General features: G+C 73.2%; 17 protein-coding genes. 9 read left to right on the top strand and 8 right to left on the bottom strand.

Annotation, left to right across the window (positions count from 1 at the left end; genetic code table 11):
• The first annotated feature begins 2 nt into the window (after positions 1-2).
• The 4 genes from ACZ60J_RS34835 to ACZ60J_RS34820 all read left to right on the top strand — a co-directional run bounded on the left by ACZ60J_RS34835 (position 3) and on the right by ACZ60J_RS34820 (position 5,458).
• Positions 3-1,577 (top strand): Ig-like domain-containing protein, encoded by a 1,575-nt coding sequence (locus ACZ60J_RS34835; RefSeq protein WP_469688184.1) that lies wholly within the window; start codon positions 3-5, stop codon positions 1,575-1,577.
• 111 nt (positions 1,578-1,688) lie between these two features.
• Complete coding sequence (locus ACZ60J_RS34830; RefSeq protein ID WP_469688183.1) at positions 1,689-3,707, top strand: LPXTG cell wall anchor domain-containing protein; 2,019 nt, start codon at positions 1,689-1,691, stop codon at positions 3,705-3,707.
• A 21-nt stretch (positions 3,708-3,728) separates the two neighbouring features.
• Positions 3,729-4,628, top strand: a complete 900-nt coding sequence (locus tag ACZ60J_RS34825) for a sortase (protein ID WP_469688182.1) — start codon at positions 3,729-3,731, stop codon at positions 4,626-4,628.
• Between the two features lie 11 nt (positions 4,629-4,639).
• Positions 4,640-5,458, top strand: a complete 819-nt coding sequence (locus ACZ60J_RS34820) for a phosphate ABC transporter ATP-binding protein (RefSeq protein WP_469688181.1) — start codon at positions 4,640-4,642, stop codon at positions 5,456-5,458.
• A 15-nt stretch (positions 5,459-5,473) separates the two neighbouring features.
• Here ACZ60J_RS34820 and ACZ60J_RS34815 read toward each other — a convergent pair whose 3' ends face one another.
• From ACZ60J_RS34815 to ACZ60J_RS34800, 4 genes are all read right to left on the bottom strand, one after another.
• Positions 5,474-9,379: a DUF7779 domain-containing protein gene (locus ACZ60J_RS34815; RefSeq protein ID WP_469688180.1), complete on the bottom strand. Its 3,906-nt coding sequence runs from the start codon at positions 9,377-9,379 to the stop codon at positions 5,474-5,476.
• Positions 9,380-9,456: 77 nt separating this feature from the next.
• On the bottom strand, positions 9,457-9,729 hold the full coding sequence (locus ACZ60J_RS34810; RefSeq protein WP_469688179.1) for a hypothetical protein: 273 nt from the start codon (positions 9,727-9,729) through the stop codon (positions 9,457-9,459).
• A gap of 223 nt (positions 9,730-9,952) precedes the next feature.
• Positions 9,953-11,947, bottom strand: a complete 1,995-nt coding sequence (locus ACZ60J_RS34805; protein WP_469688178.1) for a sigma-70 family RNA polymerase sigma factor — start codon at positions 11,945-11,947, stop codon at positions 9,953-9,955.
• Positions 11,948-11,950: 3 nt separating this feature from the next.
• On the bottom strand, positions 11,951-12,274 hold the full coding sequence (locus ACZ60J_RS34800; RefSeq protein WP_469688177.1) for a YciI family protein: 324 nt from the start codon (positions 12,272-12,274) through the stop codon (positions 11,951-11,953).
• A 164-nt stretch (positions 12,275-12,438) separates the two neighbouring features.
• On the opposite strand from ACZ60J_RS34800, the gene ACZ60J_RS34795 reads away from it, so the two are divergent.
• Together ACZ60J_RS34795 and ACZ60J_RS34790 are read left to right on the top strand one after the other, a co-directional pair.
• A complete protein-coding gene (locus ACZ60J_RS34795; protein WP_469688176.1) occupies positions 12,439-13,146 on the top strand; it encodes a DUF998 domain-containing protein in 708 nt (235 codons plus the stop codon).
• 82 nt (positions 13,147-13,228) lie between these two features.
• On the top strand, positions 13,229-14,257 hold the full coding sequence (locus tag ACZ60J_RS34790) for a serine/threonine-protein kinase (RefSeq protein WP_469688175.1): 1,029 nt from the start codon (positions 13,229-13,231) through the stop codon (positions 14,255-14,257).
• Here the strand turns inward: ACZ60J_RS34790 and ACZ60J_RS34785 are convergent.
• The gene (locus ACZ60J_RS34785; protein WP_469688174.1) at positions 14,208-14,450 is read right to left on the bottom strand and encodes a response regulator transcription factor; all 243 of its coding nucleotides are present in this window, start codon (positions 14,448-14,450) and stop codon (positions 14,208-14,210) included. The two genes, ACZ60J_RS34790 and ACZ60J_RS34785, sit on opposite strands and share 50 nt — an antisense overlap.
• A 168-nt stretch (positions 14,451-14,618) precedes the next feature.
• On the bottom strand, positions 14,619-17,177 hold the full coding sequence (locus ACZ60J_RS34780; RefSeq protein WP_469688173.1) for a SpoIIE family protein phosphatase: 2,559 nt from the start codon (positions 17,175-17,177) through the stop codon (positions 14,619-14,621).
• A 424-nt stretch (positions 17,178-17,601) separates the two neighbouring features.
• On the opposite strand from ACZ60J_RS34780, the gene ACZ60J_RS34775 reads away from it, so the two are divergent.
• A complete protein-coding gene (locus ACZ60J_RS34775; protein ID WP_469688172.1) occupies positions 17,602-18,252 on the top strand; it encodes a hypothetical protein in 651 nt (216 codons plus the stop codon).
• A gap of 66 nt (positions 18,253-18,318) precedes the next feature.
• Here the strand turns inward: ACZ60J_RS34775 and ACZ60J_RS34770 are convergent, their stop codons facing one another.
• Positions 18,319-19,998, bottom strand: a complete 1,680-nt coding sequence (locus tag ACZ60J_RS34770; RefSeq protein ID WP_469688171.1) for a carbohydrate binding domain-containing protein — start codon at positions 19,996-19,998, stop codon at positions 18,319-18,321.
• Between the two features lie 284 nt (positions 19,999-20,282).
• On the opposite strand from ACZ60J_RS34770, the gene ACZ60J_RS34765 reads away from it, so the two are divergent.
• Positions 20,283-21,239, top strand: coding sequence for a GlxA family transcriptional regulator (locus ACZ60J_RS34765; protein WP_469688170.1), 957 nt, complete (start codon positions 20,283-20,285; stop codon positions 21,237-21,239).
• Positions 21,240-21,300: 61 nt separating this feature from the next.
• On the opposite strand, the gene ACZ60J_RS34760 is transcribed toward ACZ60J_RS34765, so the two are convergent.
• The gene (locus ACZ60J_RS34760) at positions 21,301-21,750 is read right to left on the bottom strand and encodes a PH domain-containing protein (RefSeq protein ID WP_469688169.1); all 450 of its coding nucleotides are present in this window, start codon (positions 21,748-21,750) and stop codon (positions 21,301-21,303) included.
• A 163-nt stretch (positions 21,751-21,913) separates the two neighbouring features.
• Between ACZ60J_RS34760 and gap the strand changes: the two genes are divergently transcribed.
• On the top strand, positions 21,914-22,912 hold the full coding sequence (gene gap / locus ACZ60J_RS34755) for a type I glyceraldehyde-3-phosphate dehydrogenase (RefSeq protein ID WP_469688168.1): 999 nt from the start codon (positions 21,914-21,916) through the stop codon (positions 22,910-22,912).
• Positions 22,913-23,021 lie beyond the last annotated feature (109 nt).

Here is a 23,021-nt window from a genome sequence, read left to right as displayed (position 1 = left end):
CTGTGCTGAAGAACAGAGTTTTGCGGACCATGGCCCTGGGGGTCGCCGCCGTGACCACCGCCTTCGCGGCGGGTCTGGCCGGGGCGAGCTCCGCGTACGCCGCCCCGATCGGCACCATCGAGATCAACCCGGCGACCGGCGCGGACACCTCCGGCATCGCCTTCACGACCTCGGCCGCCTGCCCGGCCAACGCCACCAACGTGCTGGTCACGGTGGCGGGTTCCGGCTTCCCGGCCGAGGGCCTGAACGTGGTCGGCAACTCGCCCATCGCGACCTACCCGACCGCCCCCAACGGCGGCATGGTCATCCCGCTGACCTCCACCATGCGGGACTACGCCAGCCAGGCGGGCTTCACCACCCTGCAGGGCAAGTACGACTTCACCGTGATCTGCCGGACCGCCTTCAACGGCACCAGCCTCGGCGACTACACCGGCGCGATCTGGTTCACCTCGAACACCACCTACCAGAACACCGACCCGGCGGTGAAGACCGACACCGTCACCTCGCTCGCGGTCACCCCGGCCGGTCCCGCGCAGGCGGGCACCCCGGTCACCCTCACCGCGGGCGTCACCCCGGCCGGCGCCGGCGGCACCGTCCAGTTCAAGGACGGCGCGGCCGACCTGGGCACCCCGGTCACCGTGAACAACGGCACCGCGGCGCTCACCACGTCCAACCTGACCGCCGGCACGCACAGCCTGACGGCCGTCTTCACGCCGGCGAGCGCCTCGTACAACGGCTCGGCCTCCTCCGCCGTCTCCTACGTCGTCACGGCCGTCCCGGCCGCGACGACCACGACCGCCCTGGCCGTCTCCCCGGCCGGCACCGCGCCGCAGTACAGCCCGGTGACCCTGACCGGTACGGTCACCCCCGCGGGCGCGGCGGGATCGGTGAAGTTCACCGACAACGCCGGCGGCTCCACCGTCACCCTGGGCACCGTCCCGGTGGCGGGCGGCACCGCGGTGCTGAACACCAGCAGCCTCCCGGTCGGCAACCACTCCTTCACCGCCGTGTTCGTCCCCGCCGACGCGGGCGCCTTCACCGGCTCCGACTCGGGCGCGATCCCGTACGTGGTGGGCGCCTTCGCCGGTGTCTCCGCCTCCGAGACCATCACCACCACCGTCAACTCGGGCGCGCTGGCCATCAGCGTCGCCAACCCGCAGGTCACCCTGCCCTCGCCGGTGCTCAACTCCGACGGGGACCTGCTGACCACGGCCGGTTCCATCAACCCGGTCACCCTCACCGACACCCGCGCCGGCAACCCGGGCTGGACCGTCAGCGGCCAGGTCACCGACTTCTCCGACGGTGCCACCCACGCCATCAACGGCCAGAACCTGGGCTGGACCCCGAAGCTCGTCGACAAGGCGCCCGCGCAGACGGTGACGGCCGGTTCCGCCGTCGCCGCCGCGCACGGTGCGGCCACCGGCGACGCGGGCACCGCGGGCCTCAAGTCCGCCCGCACGCTCGCCAACGGCACCGGACTCGGCACCGCCCACGTCACCGCCGACCTGGCGCTGAACGTCCCGACCTCCACGGTCGCCGGCACCTACTCCGCGACCCTCACGCTCACCGCCATCTGATCCAGGCATGAGCTCCGGGTCGGAGCGGCCCGCACTTCCCCGCGGCCCGCTCCGACCCGCCCCTGACGCCTGGACCCGCCGCCCCCCTTCCCCGGATCGGACGCCCGAGCCATGAACCCCATCGCCCCCTCCACCAGGCCGTCCGGACGCGGCGGCCCCTTCGGCCCGCCGGCCGTGGCCGTCCCGCTCCCCACCCTGCTGCTCGCCCTGCTCACGCTGGCCGGGCTGCTCGTCCCGGTCGGGCTGCTCACCGCGGCGCCCGCGCAGGCCGCGTCCTTCGCCCCGGCCGCTCCCGGGGAGGACCGCAAGTCCACCTTCGGCGTGCAGCCCGCCGGGCCGAAGGGGCCCGATGCACGGCCCCACTTCTCCTACGGGGTCACCGGCGGAGCCACGACGCGCGACCAGATCGCCGTCTGGAACTACGGCGAGGAACCGCTCACCCTCGACGTCTACGCGAGCGACGCGGTGAACACCCTCGACGGCGGCTTCGACCTGCTCCCGGCCGGCCGGGCCCCGAAGGACGCGGGCAGCTGGATCAAGCTGGAGAAGGACAAGGTGACCGTCCCGCCCAAGGGCAACGTCGTCGTCCCCTTCACCGTCACCGTCCCCCGCGAGGTCACCCCCGGGGACCACACCGGCGGCATCGTCGCCTCGCTCGCCGCAGGCGCCGAGGACAGTCAGGGCAACAAGGTCAAACTCGACCAGCGGGTCGGCGCCCGCGTCTACATCCGCGCCGCCGGGACCCTCACCCCGCGCCTGGAGGTCCAGCAGGTCGCCGCCTCGTACGAGGGATCCGCGAACCCCTTCGCCGAGGGCTCGGCGACCGTCACCTACACCCTGCGCAACACGGGCAACGTGCGGCTCGGCGCCCGGCAGGCCGTACGCATCAACGGGCTGTTCGGCAGCTCCGTCACCGCGGACGGCGCGAAGGACCTCGGCGACCTCCTGCCCGGCACCTCGCTGACGATCACCGCCAAGGCCGACGGGGTGGCGCAGGTGCTGCGCTCCTCCGCCGTCGTCTCCGTCCAGCCGGTCGCCGCCCGCGACGGCGTGGACCCCAGACTTCCCTCCCTGACCCGGTCGGTGTCGCTGTGGACGGTCCCGTGGGCGCTGCTCGCGCTGCTCCTCGTGATCACCGGGGGCGGGCTGTGGGTGTGGCGCCGCAGGCGCCTGGCCCGGGCCGCGGCCGCGGTCGCCGCCTCGGCACGCCGGCGCGCCACCGAGCCCACCGACAGCAACGAACGCCAGAACGCCAAGAAGGAGCCCATCGTGCAGTTCACCCGCACCCGCCGGCGATCCGCGGCAGGCGCCGCGACCGCGGCCGCCGCCCTCGTGGGCCTGGCCGCCCTGACCGTGCCGACGACGGCCCACGCCGCCCCGGCCGGCTCGGCGAAGATCAACCCCGCGACCGGCAACGACGGCAGCAGCGTCGACCTGACCACCCCGGCCGCCTGCCCGGAGCCCGCGACGAACATCCTGGTCACGGTCGTCGGCAAGGGCTTCCCGGCCGAGGGCCTCAACGTCGTCGGCAACTCGCCCATCGCCACGTACCCGCCGGCGCCGTCGGGCGGCATCAACGTCCCGCTGACGATGACCATGCGGGACTACGCGAACCAGGCGGGCTTCACCACCCTCGAAGGCCGCTACGACCTGACGGTCGTGTGCCGCAAGGCCTTCGGCACGGACACCTACGGGACGTTCGCGGCCTCCCTGTGGTTCACCTCCAACACCGAGTACCAGACCACGGACCCGGGGACGGGCAACCCGACGCCCACCCCCACGCCGACCCCGACCGCGAGCCCGACGCCCACCCCGACCCCCACGGCGACGCCCACCCCGACGCCGACCCCCTCCGAATCCGCGTCCCCCACCCCGACCCCGTCCGAGACGGCCTCGCCGTCCGCGTCGGCCTCCACGGGAACGAGCACGAGCGGCGGCGGCAGCGTCGGCGTCTCCACCAACGTCACGGGCGGAGCCGCCGGCGGCTCCGGCACTCCCGGCGGCGGACTGGCCGACACCGGCGCCGACGCCACCACGGCCGGCCTGCTCGCCGGGATCCTCGTCGTCACCGGCGGCGCGCTCGTCTGGTGGGCCCGCCGCCGCGGCCTGCTCACCTTCGCGGGCAACTGACCCCGATTCGGAGAAGACACGATGACAGCCACCTCCACCCCGCCGGTGGACGTGCGCCCCGACCCCGCCGGAGCCCCCGAGGCCCCGGCGGGGCGTACGGGCCCACCCGGCCTCTGGGCCACCGGCGCGGCCCTGGCCATCCTGGGCGCCCTGCTCCTCGGCTTCGTCGCGGAAGTGGGCCCGCTCGGCCACCTGCGCCACGAACGGGACCGCCGGGTGGGGTACGCGCAGCTGCGCGAGGGGCTCGCCAACGCCACCGCACCGCTGGGTCCCACCACCCCGGGCACCCCCGTCGCCCTGCTGGAGATCCCGCAGATCGGCTTGCGCGAGGTGGTCCGCGAGGCGACCACCTCCGCGGTACTGGCCTCCGGGCCCGGCCACCGGCGCGACACGGTCCTGCCCGGCCAGCCCGGGACGAGCATCCTCATGGGCCGCCAGGCGGGCTACGGCGGCCCCTTCGCCCACATCGCGGACCTGGAGCGCGGGGAGACCTTCCTGGTCGTCACCGGCCAGGGCGAGCACACGTACAAGGTGCTGGGCGTCCGGCGTGCGGGCGACCCGCAGCCGGCCCGGCCGACCGGTGACGCGGCCCTGCTCACCCTGATGACCGCGGACGGGACCCCGTACATGCCGGACGGCGTGGTCCACGTCGACGCCGAACTCACCACACCCGTCCAGCAGTCCGGCGGCCGCACCCCGGGACGGCTGGCCGCGGACGAGGCCCCCCTCGGGAGCCAGACCTCGGCCTGGTTCCCGCTGGTCCTGTGGGCGCAGGCACTGCTGCTCGCCGCGGCGGCCCTGGCCTGGGCACGGATCCGCTGGGGCCGCGCGCACACCTGGCTCGTCGGCTTCCCGGTCATGGCCGCCCTCGGCCTGGCGGTCGCCGACCAGGCCGCCCTCCTCCTGCCCAACCTCCTGTGAACGAGGCCGTGATGACGACCCAGACGCTCCCCCTTCCCGCGCTCCCCGCAACAGGAGCGTCCACCCTCGACGCCCGCGACATCTCGGCGTGGTTCGGCGGCCGCAAGGTCCTCAACCGGGTCTCCCTGACGATGCCCGGCGGCCGGGTCACGGCCCTGATCGGCCCCTCGGGCTGCGGGAAGTCCACCTTCCTGCGGATCCTGAACCGGATGCACGAGCTGATCCCCGGCGCCGAACTGGCCGGCGAGGTCCTCCTCGACGGCGAGGACGTCTACGCCCGCGGGCGCCGCCTCACCGACGCCCGCCGACGGATCGGCATGGTCTTCCAGAAGCCCAACCCCTTCCCGGCGATGTCGGTCTACGACAACGTCACGGCGGGCCTCAAGCTGACGGGCACCCGCGCCTCGGTGGCCGAGAAGGACGCGCTGGTGGAGGAATGCCTGACCAAGGCCGGGCTCTGGAAGGAGGTCCAGGACCGGCTCCGCCAGCCCGGCGGCGCGCTCTCCGGCGGCCAGCAGCAGCGCCTGTGCATCGCCCGCTCCCTCGCGGTCCGGCCGAGGATCCTGCTCATGGACGAACCCTGCTCGGCCCTGGACCCCACCTCCACGCGCCGCATCGAGGAGACCGTCCGCGAGCTGGCCGACGAGGTCACCATCGTGATCGTGACCCACAACATGCAGCAGGCGGCCCGGGTTTCCGACCAGTGCGCCTTCTTCCTCGCGGAACAGGGCACACCCGGCCAGATCGTGGAACACGGCCCCACGGAAGCCATGTTCTCCACCCCCGCCGACCAACGCACCTCGGACTACGTCCAGGGCCGCTTCGGCTGACCCCCGCCGGGTCGCTCACCCCGTCGGCGGACCGGGGCCGGGATCCGGCGGCACCCGCGTCCGCCAGACCGCGATTGCGCTCCGGACGCGCTCGGCGTCGCCCTCCCAGGATCCCGGCAGCGACTCGTACTGCGCCAGCACCGCGTCGAGGTCGGCCACCGCCTCGGCCGGGCGCCCCGCGATGCCCCGCAGCCGGGCGAGTTCCTCCTGGTTGTGGAGCACGTGGGGATGCGCGGGACCGAGCACGCGGGTGCGGTCCCGCAGCAGGTCCTCCATCTCGGCGACGGCCTCCTGCGCGTGTCCCGCCGTGGCCCGGTGCACGATCCGGTCGCCCCGGACGCCCATGGTCAGGGGGGCGTCGGGGCCCAGGATCCGTCCGCAGTCCTTCAGGAGATCGTCGAGCAGCATCACCGCGCCCGCCGGGTCGCCCTTCGCGGCGACCGCGGTGGCCTCCTCGAGCCGTACCCACAGGGTGTCGCTGTGGTCGGGCCCGTGGACCAGTGCGTAGTCGTCCGCGAGCGCGCTCAGGTTCATCGCGCGCACGGCGGGGGCCGACTCGCGGTCCGTCACGGTGCGCAGGTTGCCGAGGGCGGCTCGGGCGGCGCCGGAATCCTGCGCAGGGCCTTCGGCCGGCCGGGCCGCCGCCAGCCGCCCGCGCAGTTCCTTCCGGTAGGCGGTGAGCGACGCCGCCTGGTCCCCGAGGGCGTCCAGGACGTAGCCCAGTTCGCCCAAGGTGGCCAGGGTGTGCGGATCGTTCTCGCCGAGCGCGGCGGCCTGGTCCTCGTACAGGGCCCGCGCCTCCGGGGCCGCCTCGGCGAACCGCCGGTCCCCGGACAGGGACCAGACCCTGCCCACCCGGGCCCGCAGGGTGCGCGGGTGAGACGTGCCCAGGACGGGGGTCAGGACTTCGACCAGTTCGGACCAGGCGGAACCGGGCGCGGGCAGTGCCTCCGCGATCTGCTCCAGGGCCTCGAGCGTTCCGTGCGTGGTGGTGTGGTCGGGTCCGTGCACCCGCACCAGATCGGGGAGGACCTCGAGGTACACCGTGTACGCCCCGGTGGCGTCGCCGGTCCGGTTCCGCAGCGCCGCGATCATGGCGGCCCCGTCCACGGAGGCGACGTGGCCGGGCCCCAGCACGCGCACCAGATCGGGCAGCAGACGTTCCATCCCCGCGAGGGCGGCCCGGCGTTCGCCGGTCAACCCGAGCACCGAGAGGACGTACTGCCGCACACGCAGCGTCTCCTCGGCGTCCGGTCCCACCTGATCGGCGAACAGGGTGGGGAGCTTTCGCAGATGGAGGTACGCGGCCTCGGGCCGGCCGCTCATGGAGAGCCGCAGCGCGGCCGCGAACACGGCGCGCAACGGCGTGATCAGGTCCTCGGCGCCGGCGTCCACGCAGTCCGTGAGCACTGCGTCGAGGGTCGCGGTGGCGGACGCGAAGTCGCCCGCCGCCTCCTGCCAGTGGGCGAGCGCGGCGCGTGCTTGGAGGGCCCGGGCGCTGGTGGCTCCCTGTGTCGGGACCAGCTGCCGCAGAAGCTCCTTGAAGGCCTCGACCGCCCGTCCCGGCTCGCCCGCCTCACCCAGGAACCGGGCGTGGTCGTGGCGGATCACGGGAATCCGCGGATCGTCGCCGCCGAGGGCCCGCGGCACGATCCCGGCCAGCCGTGCCAGGTGTTCGACGGCCGTCCCGGGACTGCCGCCCCGTCCCATCTCCCGGGCCAGGGTGTGTAGATAGTCGACGAGGTTCGCGAGCCAGCCATTCGCGTGTGGCCACTTGCGCAGACCGAAGTCCATGAGCTCCCATGCGCACTCGGCGGCCTCGACCGGCAGGCCCGCCTCCACGAGGCAGATCATGCGGAGCGTGTGCTGGTGCACGTAGAGGCCCATGGGCAGTTCGCCCCAGTCCGCCGACTGCTGCGAGAACGCGACGATGATCCCGTACTCCGCGGCGGCTGCCCCAGGGTCACCGGACGCGCGTAGCTCCTCCGCCAGTTGGGCGCGCATGCGAAGGGTCTGCGGGCCTGCCTCTCCGACCACGCGCACGAGCTCGTCCACGGTGGTCCGCAAGTAGGTGATCGCGGTCGCGTGGTCACCCGTTTCCATGTGCCATTGCCCCAGATCGGCGCGCATGGTCAGCACGATGGGGGAGTTCGCACCGAGTGCGCGGATCGCCTCCTCGATGAGAGGGGGGATCGTGCGGACGGCTTCGGCCGGCCCGCCCCCCAACTCTGCCCGCCACCGCAGTATCTCGCCCCGGACGGAGAAGGTGCGGGAGCTCTTGGGCCCGAGGACCTGCTCGAATGCGGGGACGAGGGCTTCCAGCATGCTCAGAGCCCGCTCGCCCTCGCCGATCCGCCCCCAGAGGTTCGCGAGCGTGAAGCGAGTCTCGAGAACGACCGGGTTGTCCGGCCCCAGGGCCTCGACGCAGACCCAGTGGTGCTCGGACAAGGCGCGCAGGGCCCAGCCGATGTCACCGTGCGCGGCCCTGAACTCAATGTGCCTGGTGCGTAGTTCGAGGGTGTAGTCGTGCGTCGGCCCGAGGATGCGGACGGCGTGCTCGAAGAGCACGGCGTACAGCTCGGATATCCAGAGGAAGTCGATGAGCACGCTCATGCCGCGGGTGTTGACGAGCGCGGCGACGAGGGGGTTCTCGCCGCCGGCGACCATCAGCGCTCCGTGCCGGGTCACCAGGATGTTGCCGTTGTCGATCAGACGGTCGACCAGCGCGGCCCGACCGGTCGGGTCATCGGGCCAGGCCTCCACCAGGGCGCGGCCGGCGAACCGCACGATCCGTACGAGCGACTCCTGCTCCGCGCTCTCCCGCGTCACGCGCTGGACCAGGGAGTGGACGCGTACGAGGCCTTCGTCGACGGTCACGAGGCTGAGCCGGCGCAAGTTGTGCAGGGCGTCGCCTATTTCGGGCAGCGTCTCCGCGCCGGCGTCGGTGCCCGTGGCAGCGGCCGCGTACTCGCGGGCCCGCTCACCGCGGGTGACCTCCTCGGGGACACCGTGGGGGTCGAACACGGAGAGGAATTCCAGCAGGTGCCGGGCGAGCCCCCGGGGTCTGAGGCGGTCCGCGGCCTCCACCGACAGGGACCAGGTCGTCGCGAGCGTCATGCGGTAGGCGTCCGGCAGGGGCTCCTCATCGGGATCGGGCAGCACGTCCGGCAGCCGTAACCGCTGGTCGGCGAAGCGCACCCGGTACTCGGCGCAGGTCAGGTTCCGGTCCACGAGGTACGCGGCGGCCTGGGCGAGTGCCAGTGGCAGGTGTCCCAGGTCGTCGGCCAGCTCGACTGCCTCGGCCAGCAGTTCCTCGTCGTCGCCGAGTTTCTCGCCGAGGTAGGCCAGGGACTCGGCGGGAGTGAACTCGCCGGGGCTCAGAACGGTACGACCGCGCACGAGGGCCGCGTCGGTGCGGCGGGTGGTGACGAGCGTGCGGCCGAGCGTGTGCGGGGGAGGCCACAGCCCGTCGAGATCGGTGGCGGAGCCGAGGTCGTCGAACACGACCAGCCACCGGAGGTCCTGTACCTCGCCGAGCCAGTTGAGGAAGCGCGCGGCTCCCTCCTCGGCGTCGCGGCCGGCCGACCCGGTCAGTTCGGCGGTGGCTCCCGCGAAGGCGAGCAGGACGGCGGCGCGGGACGTGGCGGGCACCCAGACGACGAGGTCGAGCAGCCCGCCGTCCCACAGCTGCCGTACGGCACCCGTGGCGATCTGCGTCTTGCCCACCCCGCCGAGCCCGGTCAGCACGACCGGGGGAGGCCCTGCGGGACTCGCGTCCCCGGCACCGCCTACGCCCGCGTTTCCGACCAGGTGGTCCATCACCCGCCGCCCCGCCTCGCGGCTGCGCCAGCAGTCCGCGAGGGGCGCCGGTGTGCCGATCCGGTGCGGGAAGCGGACGGTGGGCGCGAACGCGATGCTCACCGGCCCGTGGAAGACCCCGGCCGCCCCGAACACGGTGGTCGGGGCGGGGCCCTCCGGACTGCCGGACGCGACTGCCGTCAGGCCGCGCCCGGCGAGGTCGGGGGGACCGGCGGCTGCTGGTAGGTGATTGACACCGGCGCGGTGAAGGTGCCGGCCGCACCGTAACTCGTCTGCACGGAAACCGAGTAGGTGGTGGACTGCCCTTCGGCCTCCCCGTGCAGCTCCAGGATCCGGCGTGCGGCGGTCAGGACCTCTTCGTCGGAGTCGGCTCCCGCCGCGATGAGTTCAGGGCCGACCAGCGAGGCGAGTTCCGTGGGATCGCCTCCGGCCTCGTCCAAGGCCTGTTGCATCCGCCCACCGGACCCGAACCGCCCCACCAACGAGCCGCGCAACCCCGCGTACGCGTCTCGCACGGCACTGCCGGCGGCATCGGTCAGCCCGGCTGCCCCTCCGGCGGCCAACGCGGCCAGAATCAAATCGACACCCGTCATCGTCTCCCCTTTGTCCGCTGACTCGCCTGCCCCCAGGACGTGCTGTCGATGATTCCACCTCCGTCGGGCGGAGTCAGAACAATCACGGAAACGGGCTGCCGGGCTTCAGGCGGTGCAGGGTGTAGCCCTCGTGGTTCGGGTCCAGGGGTCTGGTGGTCTTCTTGAAGAGGTGCTCGGCCCGCTCGTAGGACAGGCGGCGTCGGCCCGTGTCCGGGCACAGGTCGGCGGGGCCGGGGGTCCGGGCCGGGCCGGGACGCCGGTCGGAGAGGAACAGCGGGCCCCGGGTGCGGCCGGCCAGCAGGGCGGGCAGCAGCCGGGCCGTCCCGGAGCGCCAGCTCACCCAGGTGCGGCCCGCGCGGGCCCGGCGGTCCTCCAGGTCCAGATCCTCCACGTTCAGGGACAGGACGGTCTTCACCCCCGCCGCCGATTCGTGCAGGAGCAGCCACAACGTCCGCTCCCGGAGCGGCACTTCGGGGTCGCTCCACAGTGCGTCGAGCTGCGCGGGTCCCAGGGCGGACGCCCGGGGGCGGGTCTCGGCGCGCCGCTCCAGCCCGGCCGCGAGCCCGTCCAGGCCCGCCCAGGCGCCGAAGGAGCGTACGGCCGAGCGGTGCCGGTTCCAGGTCCTGGCCGCCGCACCGCCCCAGGCGGCCGCGCACACCCGTGCCACCTCCTCGGCCGTCAGCCGGGACAGCGGCAGGTCGTCGCCGAGGTCCAGGCGGAGCCGGCGCAGGGTCTGGCCGTACGAGCGGACCGTCGCGGCGTCCAGATCCGCCCGGCCCAGGAACCCCCGTGCGGTCCCGCCGAGGGTCGGATCCGGTGCCGGGCCGTCCGGGCCGCCGGTGGCGGGCACCTCCTGTGCGCGCCGGTGCAGGAAGGCGCGCTCGGCGGCGTTCTTGGCGAGGGCCGCCGCCCGGAGGAACTCCAGCCGCGCCTCCGGGCCGCGGCCCAGGCGCAGCAGCAGGTCACCCCGGACGCTGGGGAGCAGGTGGTAGTCGCGGAGTACGGGATCGGCGACCAGGGAGTCGGCCAGGTCGAGGCCGGCCTGCGGCCCGTACGCCATCCCGACCGCCACCGCCCGGTTGAGCCGGACCACCGCCGTCGGCCGCAGCCGGTCCAACGCCCCGTACAGGGTGGCGATCTGGGCCCAGTCGGTCTCCTCGGCGGTGCGTGCCTGGGCATGGCACACGGCGATCGCCGCTTGCAGCACGTACGGGCCGGGCGCCCCGCCGGCCTCCCGCGCGCGCAGCATCGCGGTGAAACCGCGGCGGACCAGCAGCTGGTCCCAGCGCCCCCGGTTCTGCTCGTGGAGCTGCACGGGCTCGCCCGAGGGCCCGGTGCGCGCCGCCGTACGGGAGGCCTGGATCTCCATCAGTGCGACCAGGGCGTGCACCTCGGCCTCCCGGGGGACCAGCTCGGCCAGCAGCCGGCCCAGCCGGAGCGCTTCAAGGCAGAGTCCGGGGCGCATCAGGTCGTCGCCCGAGGTGGCCGAGTAACCCTCATTGAAGATCAGGTAGATGACCTCCAGCACCGAGGACAGCCGCTCGGGCAGTTCCGACTCCTCCGGCAGGTCGAAGGGCACGCGGTGCTCGGCCAGCGTGCGCTTGGCCGCGGCGATGCGCCGGGTGACGACGGCCGCCGTAACGAGGAAGGCCCGTGCGATCTCCCCGGCCGTCAGACCGCCCAGCAGCCGGAGCGTGAGCGCCGCACGGGCCTCGGTCGGCAGCACGGGGTGGCAGGAGAGGAACATCAGCCGCAGGACGTCGTCCTGTTCGGGCTCCTGCCGCTCCTGCCGATCCTGCCCTTCCTCCAGCTCGTGGGCGAGCTGCTCCTGCTTGTCCGTCAGCATCCGGGAGCGCCGGATGTGGTCGACCGCCCGCCGTTTGGCGGTGGTCGTCAGCCAGGCGCCGGGGTTGTCGGGGACCCCGGCGCCCGGCCACTGTTCGAGCGCGGCGACGAGCGCGTCCTGGGCCAGTTCCTCGGCCAGGCCGACGTCGTGCACCATGCGCGTCAGCGTGGCGATGATCCTGGCCGATTCGAGCTTCCAGACCGCGTCGATCGTCCGCGAGATGTCCGGCACGGATCAGGGGCCGAAGACCTGCTGGACCACGCTCTCGCCGTCGCCGACGATCCTGCGGAAGCGGCGGGCCAGCTCGATCGCCTCTTCCCGGGACCGGACCTCGATCAGCGCGAAACCGGCCACGGCCTCCTTGGCCTCGGCGAACGGCCCGTCCGTCACGGTGATCTCCTCGCCGGCGGAGGTCACCAGGATGCCGCCCGGCTCCAGTCCGCCCGTGGCCAGCAGCACGCCGGCCGCGGTCAGCTCCTCGATGAACTTGCCCATCTCGGCGTACAGACGCTCGTCGGGGGCGGTGTCGGAAGGCTTCGTCGTCATCAGGTAGCGCATGGGGACTCCTCGTCTCGTGGTGCCGAGCTGCTGCCCGCACCCTGCCTACACGTCGAACGGCCGATGTGACAGGGAACGCGCGCATTCCCTGTCATTTTTCTGCTTCGACGTATCAGCGAGAACCGAACGAGAGCCGCCTACGACGAACCCGAGAGGTACCCGCCATGAGCACCCGGATCCCCACCGCCACCGCCACCGTCCCCACCGCCACCGTCCCCACCGCCACCGTCTCCTCCTCTGCCGGATCCTCCACCGCCACCCGCTCCCTCCTCGCCTGCGCGGTCGTGGCCTCCCCGCTGTGGGCGGTCGTCTCCCTGACCCAGGCCGCGACCCGCCAGGGCTTCGACATCACCCGCCACCCGCTCAGCGCCCTGAGCAACGGCAGCCTCGGCTGGCTCCAGATCACCAACTTCCTGCTCGCCGGAACCCTCCTCGTCCTCGGGGCGAGCGGCCTGCGCCGGGCCCTGCGGGGCACCCCGGGAGGCACCTGGGCGCCGCGGCTGGTCCGGATCGGCGGCTTCGGCATGATCGCCGCGGGAGCCTTCGTCATGGACCCGGTCGACGGTTTCCCCGCGGGAGCCCCCTCCGCGGAGACCGCCGTGCTCACCTGGCACAGCTACGCCCACTTCGCCGCCGGGTCGGTCACCTTCACCTCGCTGATCGCCGCCTGCTACGTCCTGGGCCGCCACTTCGGCCGCGCCGGGAACCGCCGGTACGCGGTGGCCTCCCGGGTCGCCGGTACGGCCCTCCTGATCGGCAACGGCTGGGCGATGGGCGGCGGCCGGGCCGGCACCCTGACCCTGGCCGTCGGAGCCGTCACGGCGATGCTGTGGATCTCCGTGGTCGCCGGGCGCAGCCGCCGCGGCATCTGATCCGCCGGAGCCCGCCCGTCGTCCCACGGGCGGGCGGGCGGGCGTGTGGACCACTGGATAGACTTGCCACGGGAGGCGCCTGATGGGCACGGCAGCGAACCGGGGCCTTTACACGGGCCGTGCCTCCGGCCTGATCGGGCGGCAGATCGCCGGCTACCGGATCGAGCGGATCATCGGCCGGGGCGGCATGGCCGTCGTCTACCAGGCCAAGGACCTGCGCCTGGACCGTACCGTCGCGCTCAAGCTGATCGCCCCGGAGCGCGTGCGCGACGAGGTCTTCCGGCGCCGCTTCGCCCACGAATCCCGGGTCGCCGCCAGGATCGAGCACCCGCACATCGTGCCCGTCTTCGAAGCCGGCGAGACCGACGGGGTGCTCTACATCGCCATGCGCTACGTCACCGGGCCGGACCTGCGGATCCTGCTGGACCGGGAGGGCCCCCTGCCCGTCCCGACCGCGCTGCGCATCGCCGGGCAGGTGGCCTCGGCGCTCGACGCGGCCCACGACCACGATCTCGTGCACCGGGACGTCAAACCCGCCAACATCCTCGTCGCCGAGGGCACCGACAGCGAGCACCCGGAGCACGTCTACCTCACGGACTTCGGGCTGACGAAGAAGTCGCTGGCGCTCACCGGGTTCACCACGGCGGGCGAGTTCGTCGGCACGGTCGACTACATGGCGCCGGAACAGATCTCCGGGCGCCCGGTCGACGGGAGGTGCGACGTCTACAGCCTCGGCTGTGTCGTCTACGAGTCCCTCACGGGCGGGCCGCCCTTCGTCCGGGACGACGCCCCGGCGCTCCTGTGGGCGCACCAGTACGACGAGCCGCCTCCCCTGGCGGAGAAGCGGCCCGACATCGCGCCGGACGCCGGCGCGGTACTGGCGAAGGCTCTGGCGAAGGTCCCGGAGGACCGCTACGACTCCTGCCTGGAATTCGTGGCGGCGCTGCGTGCCGCCACCGCTACCGCCCCCGCCCCGGTCCGGCGGGCCGCCGCCCCGCAGTCCGGGGCTCCGGGGAGTGCGGCGCCGCCCAGGGAGCCTCCGGAGTGGGCCCGGCCGGTGTTCACAGTCCCAGAGAGATGGCCAGGCGGGTCATCTCCGCCGTGGTGTTGATGTTCAGCTTGGCCCGGATGCGGCGCAGGTAGGCGTCGACCGTGTGCTTGGAGAGGCCCATCGAGCGGGCCGTCTGCACGTAGGTGCACCCGGCGGCGATGTGGCGCAGGGCCTCCTGCTCACGCGGGGCGAGGGCCAGGGCGGCTGCGGGGGCTTCGGTTTCGGTGTGCGGCGCGACCAGTGTGAGGCTCATGGGACTTCCTCCGCTTCGGCTCAGTCAACACGGCTGCTCGCACCTTTGAAAGCAGAGGACATGTCCACGAATGTGAATGTATGTCCGTGTTAAAGAGGATGTCGGCGGTACTTCATGAGCCTGTCCGTCGTCTGTCACGGGCGTGTCACAGGGCAGGGGAGAAGGTCCTCAGAACCCGGCCAGGGACTGCTCGGCCCAGATGGTCTTGCCGACGAGGGTGTGCCGGGTGCCCCAGCGCTGGGTGAGCTGTGCGACCAGCAGCAGTCCCCGCCCGCCCTCGTCGAAGATCCGGGCCCGCCGCATGTGCGGGGCGGTGCCGCTCGCGTCCGAGACCTCGCAGATCAGCGTCGTGCCCTCGTGGATCAGCCGGAGCTGCACGGGCGGCTCGCCGTAGCGGATGGCGTTGGTGACCAGTTCGCTGACCACGAGCTCGGTGACGAAGGCGGCCTCGTCGAGCCCCCAGACCGTGAGCTGGTCGGTGGCGTTGCGGCGGGCCTGCCCGACCAGGGAGGGGTCGGAGGGCAGGTCCCAGACGGCGACCTTGTCGGTGTGCAGGGCCCGGGTCCGGGCGACGAGCAGGGCCACGTCGTCATCGGGACGCCGGGTCAGCAGGGCCGTGAGCACCCGGTCGCAGACGGTGTCCAGGGTGGAGGCGGGCCGGACGAGGGCCGCGAGCATGCTGTCCAGGGCCTCGTCGATGTCCTGGTCGCGGGCCTTGAGGAGGCCGTCGGTGTACAGCGCGAGGAGGCTGCCCTCGGGAAGCTCGACCTCGACGGTCTCGAAGGGCAGGCCCCCCAGGCCCAGCGGCGGCCCCGCCGGGACGTCGAGCAGGTACGCGGAGCCCTCGGGGGAGACCACGGCGGGCGGGGGATGACCGGCCCGCGCGGCGGTGCACCGGCGGGTCACCGGGTCGTACACCACGTACAGGCAGGTGGTGCCGATGCCCCCGGCCGCCTCCCCGACCACGCCCGACTCGTCCGCCGACAGGTGGATGATCAGGTCGTCGAGGTGGGTCAGCAGTTCGTCCGGCGGCAGGTCGACGTCGGCCAGGGTGCGGACCGCGGTGCGCAGCCGCCCCATCGTGGCCGAGGCGCGCATGCCGTGGCCGACGACATCGCCCACGACCAGGGCCACGCGGGCTCCGGACAGCGGGATCACGTCGAACCAGTCGCCGCCCACACCGGCCTCGCCCGCGGCCGGCAGATAGCGGGAGGCGATCTCCAGCGCCGACTGCACGGGCAGCGTGTGGGGGAGGAGGCTGCGCTGCAGCGTCATGGTGCTGGTGTGCTCCCGGGCGGTCCGGCGGGCACGGTGGATGCCGCTGGCCGCCCTGGCCGTGAGCTCCTCGGCCAGCCGCAGGTCCTCCAGGTCGAAGGGTTCCCGGTTCTGGTGACGGCTGAAGACGGCCAGGCCCAGGGTGGCGACGCCGTCGCGCAGCGGCACCAGCATCATCGAATGGGTCCCGTACTCGCCGATCCAGCCGGCCGCGGGATCCTGTGCGACCCATCGGGCGACGGCCGGGTCGGCGGTCCCGTACACGGCGCCCCGCCCCGCGGCCAGACACTCCGCGGGGGGCGACAGCGCCGGGTAGACGGTCGTCTCCCCGACCGCGAACCGGCTCTCCCGGCTCGCGCCGAGGACCGACCGTACGGCGCTGCGGGTCATCGTGAGGGCACCCGTCCCGGGACTCCGGGCCGGGCCCTCACTGCGGAGGGAGGGTTCCAGCAGGTCGACGATCGCCAGGTCGGCGAGCCGGGGGACGGCCGCGTCGGCCAGGTCCTGCACGGTGTGGGCACTGTCCGGGCCGGTGCCGGTGCCGGTGCCGGTGCCGGTGCTCGCGCTGTCGGGGCCGGCACCCGTGCCGGTGCCCGGGCCGCTGCCGTTTCCGGTGCGGGCACCGGCGAGGGTCGGCGGGAGCGCCTGCCGCGGGGCCGTGTCTGCCGCGGCCTTGTCGTGCGCGGCCAGGTACACGGCCCGCACCCGGCCGTCCGGGCCCGGTACGGGGGCCAGTGAGGTGGCCCAGCCGTGCGCCGTGCCCGCGCCGGGCGGCCGGACGAAGCCCTCCACGGACTGCGGCTCGCCCGTCTCCAGCACCCGGCGCATCCCCCGCTCGGTCTCCTCGCTCACCGCGTCGGGGGCGATCTCCGACAGGCGCAGCCCGTGCATCTCGGCCTCGGTGAGGGAGAGCGCGCGGTGCATGCCCGCGTTCGACCGCACCAGCCGCAGGTCCTCGTCGAAGACCGCCAGGGCGCAGGGGGACCGGTCGAAGGCCCACTCGCCCAGGGGCCCGTCCCAGGAGGCCTCGGGCCCGGCCGTCACGGCGGACATCACGAACCACTCGGCGGCTCCGCCGGCGGCCGCCCTGCGGTGCGCGAGCAGTCCCGCCTCCAGCCGCCGGCCGTCCCGGTGGCGCAGCGGGACGGTGCCGCTCCACCGCTCCTGTCCGGGCGCGACCGGCCGCGCCGCAGGGTCCGCACCGGGCGCAGGGTCCGTACCGCCGGATCCGCCGGATCCGCCGGACCGGTCGGACCGGTCCGCGAGCAGTTCCGCGGCGGGCCGCCCCACGACCTCCGAGGGCGCGTAACCGAGCAGCCGGCGGGCCTCCTCGCTCCACCCGGTCACGATGCCCTGCTCGCTGACGGTGGCCGTGGCCGTGTACGCCGCCCCTGGCGAGGCGTGCGTGGTCCGGGCCTGCCGCTCACCGGGAGGGGTGGGAACTTGCTCCATCGCCGCTCATCTCGCCTTCGCTGGCCAGGGGCTCCACTGTCAAGCATCATCCGGCGCGGCAGGGAGCACCAACGCAGTGCCCGGGCGTCCCCGGAACGGGGGCCGCGGCCGCCAGCGGCGTACGGTGCGCCGCGTCGAGTACGGCGAGTGCCGCGCCGACGTGCTGGTCCAGGCGATGGTGGCGGTGTCGGTCATGGCTGCCTGCCTTCGGTCCCGGTGGCCCGTGGCTCCTGCCGTGTGCAGGACTGTTGCCTTCCACCGTGCCCGGAGGCGGCGCGAGGCCGTAGACCCGGCTTCTCGTTACTTGACAGGAGCTGCGCCGGTGGCTGCGGCCGCCCGCGCCGGGTGCGGAACGGGGGACGCGGCGTACGTTGGGAAGGGGAGACCGGATACCCCGTAGGGCTGCTGCAGGAAGGGCCGACCCATGGCGCACACGGCTGGTGCCCACGGCACGCACAAGGCGGCGCAGTTCCTGGAGAGCCCGTTCGTGGGGCTGTCCCCCTGGATCGTCTTCGCCCTCGTCGTGGGGCCGGGACGCTTCGAGTGGGCGGTGGGGCTGGCCCTGGCCATCTCCGTCTGCCTCGTCGTCGGCAGCCGGATGCTCCGTCCCGGCTCCTCCCTGAAGATCCTGGAACTCTCCGACGTCGTGTTCTTCTCGATCCTGACGGTGATCGGTGCCTTCGCGAGCGACGGCACGCGCCGCTGGCTGGAGACGTATGCGGGCGAGATCTCGAACATCGCCCTCTTCGTCATCGCCCTCGGCTCCATGCTGGCCCGGGTGCCGTTCACCCTCCAGTACGCCCGGGAGCAGGTCGACCGGAAGTTCTGGGACTCGCCGGTCTTCAAGCGGACCAACTACATGATCACCGGGGTCTGGGGGCTGGCTTTCCTGATCAACGCGATCGTGGGGGCGTACGGCGACCTCGTACTGCGCGACCCGGACAACATGTGGACCGGCTGGATCATCCAGATCCTCACGATCGTCGCGGCCCTGCGCTTCACCGAGAAGTATCCGGAGGTGGTGCGGGCCAGGGTCCGGGCCGAGACCGAGGGACAGGCCCCGACCGGCTCCTGACGCCGCGCAACGACCGGGGGCCGCCGCGGTTCCCCGCGACGGCCCCCGGTGCTGCGAGGTGCTGGATCAGCCGGTGAAGCCGGCCGTGATGGAGGTGAACTGCCAGTCGCTCTGGGCGATGCCGGAGCAGGTCTCCTGCAGGCCGCCGCCGGGGCAGCCGCGGTCGCGGTTCACCGACCAGAAGGCGAGCCGCGCGATGTGGTGGGAGTTGGCCCAGTTGCGGATGTCGGTCCAGTTCTGGACGGTCGTGGTCTCCCCGGTGTCGCTGATGCCGTTCATGCCGGAGATCCCGATGTGGGAGTACGCGGTCGCGTCGTCCCAGCCGTAGACGGACTTCAGCTTGGCCTTGAGGCCCTCGGTCGCGCTGACGGTGCTGGCGTACATGTCCGTCGAGGCGTTGCCGAAGTCGAAGGGCATGATCGTGAAGACGTCGATGCCGGCGTTCAGTGCCTTGGACTGCTCGATCAGGCGGTTGCCCCAGCTGGTCGGGCCGCTGGTGGAGGTGCCGAAGGTCAGGATGGTCTTCAGGCCGGGGTTGTTCTGCTTGACGATCTTGAGGGCGCCGAGGATGCGGTCCTGGACCACGGCGTTCTCGAACTCGTCGGTGTTCTCTATGTCCACGTCGATGGCCTTGAGGCCGTACGCGCTGATGACCTGCTGGTAGGCGCCGGCCAGGGCCTCGGCGCTGGAGCAGTTGGGGCCGAGCTTGTTGCCCTGCCAGCCGCCGATGGAGGGCACGATGTCGCCGCCCGCCGCACGGATCGAGGCGATGGTGCTCTGGTCCACGCCGCCGGTCAGCGGGCGCTGCCCGTCCCAGGAGGGGTTGCAGCCGCCGGAGGAGAGGATGAACGCCATGGTGAACCACTTGGTGCCGGTCGCGTTCATCACCGTGGTCGCGCTGGGCGGGTTGCCCCAGCCGAGGTAGAGGTACGGCGCGGCCTGCTTGAAGCCGGTCGGCGGGGTGGTCCCGGTGTCGGTGGTGACGTTGACGGTGTTCGAGGCGGCCGAGGTGTTCCCCGCGGCGTCGCGGGCGCGCACGGTGAACGCGTAGGCGGTGCTGGGGGTCAGGCCGGTGACGGTCGCGCTGGTGGTGCCCGAGGTGGCGACCTTCGTCCCGCCCTGGTAGACGTCGTAGCCGTTCACGCCGACGTTGTCGGTGGACGCGGTCCAGCTCAGGGACGCCGTGGTGGAGGTCTTGCCGGTGGAGGTGAGGCTGCCCGGCACGGTGGGCGCCTGGGTGTCCACCGTGCCGCCCGGGCCGTCCAGGGTGATGTCGTCGGCGTAGTAGGTGCCCTGTCCGTACCAGCCGTTGAGGTAGACCTCCGCGCTGGTCTGGGAGGCGCCGGTGGTGAAGGAGACGGACAGTTTGGTGTAGGCGGAAGCCGAGGGGGTCCACGTGGAGGCGCCGCCGGTGACGCCGAGGTAGACGTAGCTGCCGCGGACCCAGGCGGAGAGCGTGTAGCTGGTGTTGGGCTGGACGGCGACGGTCTGGACGCACTTGGCGTTGTCGCTCGCACTGGCCGCGCCGGCCAGGGCCTTGCTCCCGCCGTGCACGGGGGAGCCGACCACGGAGCCCAGCCCGCCGGAACAGGACCAGCCGGCCGTGCTGCCGGCCTCGAAGTCGCCGTTCGAGAGGATGTTGGCGCCGAAGGCCGCACCGGGAGAGGTCAGTACCGCGGCCGCGCCGAGCAGGGTCGCGCCGAGGGCGCAGGCCAGCCGGGTACGGGTTCGGTCGGGGGTACGCAAGGGAGTGCCTCCAGGGGGAGTGGGGGGACGGCGTGGAGCGCGAAGCGTGGGCGTGCGGCCCGCCGGGGACGTGTGGGGACGGGCGGCGGGGTCATGGACGGTGGGCCCTGTGGCCGGGCGGGCGTGGGGAGTTGACGACGTATCCGCTTCGTGGCCGGGAACCTAATCCTCCGGAAGGACCGCCGTCAACAGGTCTGGACCAACTGATAGATGGTTATCTCAATCGGAAGGTTTACTAACCTTGACGCTTGACAAGCCTCCCGCCCCTTCGGAAACATGTCGCGGTGCCAGCCTCCCGCCCCCACCACGTCGCCGTCCTCGTCCTCGAAGGGGCGAAACCCCTCGACGTCGGCATCCCCGCGCAGGTGTTCACGACCCGCGCGAGCATGCCCTACGAGGTCCGGGTCTGCGGCGCCGCGCCGGGACTCGTGACCGGCGGTGACGGCCTGTCGTACGCCGTCGCCCACGGCCTCGAAGCCCTCGGCTGGGCCGACACCGTCTTCGTCCCCGGCTACCGGTTCCCCGACCGCGAGGACCCCCCGCGGGCCGTCGTCGACGCACTCGTCGCCGCCCACGCACGGGGCGCCCGGCTCGCGGCCATCTCCACGGGAGCCTTCGCGCTCGCCGCCACGGGCCTGCTCGACGGCAGGCGCGCCACCACGCACTGGCACTACGCCCGGGCCCTCGCGGCGAAGTGGCCGCTGGTCCGGGTCGACGAGAACGTCCTGTTCGTCGACGAGGGCTCCGTGCTGACCTCCGCCGGAGCCGCCTCGGGCATCGACCTGTGCCTGCACATCCTGCGCAGCGACCTCGGCGTGGCGGCGTCGAACCACACGGCCCGGCGGCTGGTCGCCGCCCCCTACCGCAGCGGCGGCCAGGCGCAGTACGTCCCGCGCAGCGTGCCCGAGCCGCTCGGACCGCGGTTCGCCGCCACCCGCGAGTGGGCCCTGCACCGGCTCGGCGAACCCCTCACCCTGGAGGCGCTCGCCCGGCACGCGGCGGTGTCCCCGCGCACGTTCTCGCGGCGGTTCGCCGAGGACACCGGATACACCCCGATGCAGTGGGTCATGCGCGCCCGCATCGACGTGGCCCGCGAACTCCTCGAACTCTCGGAGCGGAGCGTGGAGCAGATCGCCGCGGACGTGGGCCTGGGCACCGGAGCCAACCTCCGACTCCACTTCCAGCACATCCTGCAGACCACACCGAGCGACTACCGCCGCACCTTCGCCCGGGGCGAGTGACCGACGGCCGGCCGGGGCTGTGCGTCCCGTGCCCCGACGTCCCCACGCGGTGCAGCCGCGGTCAGGGATCCGTACGCGCCTCAAGAGCCGCCCGGAGTTCCGCGAAGCGCCGGTCCTGGGGGGTTCCCGCGGCCCGCGGGCTCAGCGCGTAGGCCGTGGTCCTGAAGCCGTCCGCGTGATGGAACTCCGCGCCCCAGGAGCCCAGCCGCACCGCGGCCACCTCGTCCAGCCCCAGGCGGTGGGTCCCCCACGGATTGACCGCCACGATCCCGTCCGGGCCGACCTCGAGGCGGACCCTGAAAACCCCCCACCAGAAGAACAGTGCGGAGCCGACGGCCAGTGCCGTCCACCAGCCGGCCGTCCGCGCCGTCCCCGCCGCCGGGGAGGCGAGCCACCCCGCCCAGTAGACGAGGGCCTTGACTCCCGCGGCAGCCGGGGTCACACAGCCCGCCACGCGAGCCCACCCGCCCAGCCGCCACACCGACACGCCAGCACCGCCCCGGTCGTCCATGCGCACAGGATGAGCCACCCGGCCCGACGGTGACCACCCCCGCGGCCCCCCGGCCGCCGTGTGGCGCGATCCTTGCGGACCGTGGCGATCGCGCCGCTGTCGCGGGCGCTCCCGACCGGCGAACCTGGTGGAGCACCCCAGGGACAGGGACAAGGGAGACACCATGACTCGCATCGCCATCAACGGATTCGGCCGCATCGGACGCAACGTGCTCCGCGCGCTGCTCGAACGGGACAGCAAGCTCGAGATCGTCGCGGTCAACGACCTCACCGAGCCCGCCACCCTCGCGCGGCTGCTCGCCTACGACACCACCTCCGGCCGCCTCGGCCGCCCGGTGAGCGTGGACGGGGACGTCCTGGTGGTCGACGGCCGCCGCATCAAGGTGCTGGCCGAGCGCGAGCCGGCGCAGCTGCCCTGGGCCGAGCTCGGTGTGGACATCGTGCTGGAGGCGACCGGCCGCTTCGCCACGGCCAAGGCGGCCCGCGCGCACATCGACGCCGGGGCCAAGAGGGTCCTCGTCAGCGCACCGGCGGACGGGGCCGACATCACGCTCGCGTTCGGCGTGAACAGCGACTCCTACGACCCGGCCCTGCACACGATCGTCTCCAACGCCTCCTGCACGACCAACGCGCTCGCGCCGCTGGCCGCCGTACTGGACGAACTCGCGGGCATCGAGCACGGGTTCATGACCACCGTGCACGCCTACACGCAGGAGCAGAACCTCCAGGACGGTCCGCACCGCGACCCCCGGCGCGCCCGCGCCGCCGCCGTGAACATCGTGCCGACCACCACGGGCGCCGCCAAGGCCATCGGCCTGGTCCTGCCCAACCTCGACGGCAAGCTCTCCGGCGACTCGATCCGCGTCCCGGTCCCGGTGGGATCCATCGTCGAGCTGAACACCACCGTCGCCCGCGACGTGACCCGCGAGGACGTCCTGGCCGCCTACCGCGCCGCCGCCGAAGGCCCGCTCGCCGGCGTGCTGGAGTACTCGGAGGACGCCCTCGTGTCCTCCGACATCACCGGCAACCCCGCCTCCTCGATCTTCGACTCGGAGCTCACCCGCGTCGAGGGCCGCCACATCAAGGTCGTCGCCTGGTACGACAACGAGTGGGGCTTCTCGAACCGCGTCATCGACACGCTCGAACTCCTCGCGAGCCGCTGAGGCCGGGTCCCGCACCAGGGCGCGGGGGGGGGGGGGGGTTGGGGGTGGGGGGGGGCCCCTTTTTTCCTCCCTTCCCTGCCCAGCGGCAAAACTTCGACAACAAAACCCC

Source organism: Streptomyces sp. NPDC104226, assembly GCF_055584085.1.
Note: the sequence above shows the minus strand (reverse complement) of the source record. Positions and strands in the feature narration are given on the sequence as shown.

Excerpts from the sequence above, each read along its gene's own strand:
- ACZ60J_RS34830 (WP_469688183.1), top strand. The coding sequence starts at position 1,689 with ATGAACCCCATCGCCCCCTCCACCAGGCCGTCCGGACGCGGCGGCCCC.
- ACZ60J_RS34825 (WP_469688182.1), top strand. The coding sequence starts at position 3,729 with ATGACAGCCACCTCCACCCCGCCGGTGGACGTGCGCCCCGACCCCGCC.
- ACZ60J_RS34820 (WP_469688181.1), top strand. The coding sequence starts at position 4,640 with ATGACGACCCAGACGCTCCCCCTTCCCGCGCTCCCCGCAACAGGAGCG.
- ACZ60J_RS34810 (WP_469688179.1), bottom strand. The coding sequence starts at position 9,729 with ATGCAACAGGCCTTGGACGAGGCCGGAGGCGATCCCACGGAACTCGCC.
- ACZ60J_RS34800 (WP_469688177.1), bottom strand. The coding sequence starts at position 12,274 with ATGCGCTACCTGATGACGACGAAGCCTTCCGACACCGCCCCCGACGAG.
- ACZ60J_RS34795 (WP_469688176.1), top strand. The coding sequence starts at position 12,439 with ATGAGCACCCGGATCCCCACCGCCACCGCCACCGTCCCCACCGCCACC.
- ACZ60J_RS34790 (WP_469688175.1), top strand. The coding sequence starts at position 13,229 with ATGGGCACGGCAGCGAACCGGGGCCTTTACACGGGCCGTGCCTCCGGC.
- ACZ60J_RS34785 (WP_469688174.1), bottom strand. The coding sequence starts at position 14,450 with ATGAGCCTCACACTGGTCGCGCCGCACACCGAAACCGAAGCCCCCGCA.
- ACZ60J_RS34780 (WP_469688173.1), bottom strand. The coding sequence starts at position 17,177 with ATGGAGCAAGTTCCCACCCCTCCCGGTGAGCGGCAGGCCCGGACCACG.
- ACZ60J_RS34775 (WP_469688172.1), top strand. The coding sequence starts at position 17,602 with ATGGCGCACACGGCTGGTGCCCACGGCACGCACAAGGCGGCGCAGTTC.
- ACZ60J_RS34760 (WP_469688169.1), bottom strand. The coding sequence starts at position 21,750 with ATGGACGACCGGGGCGGTGCTGGCGTGTCGGTGTGGCGGCTGGGCGGG.
- gap (WP_469688168.1), top strand. The coding sequence starts at position 21,914 with ATGACTCGCATCGCCATCAACGGATTCGGCCGCATCGGACGCAACGTG.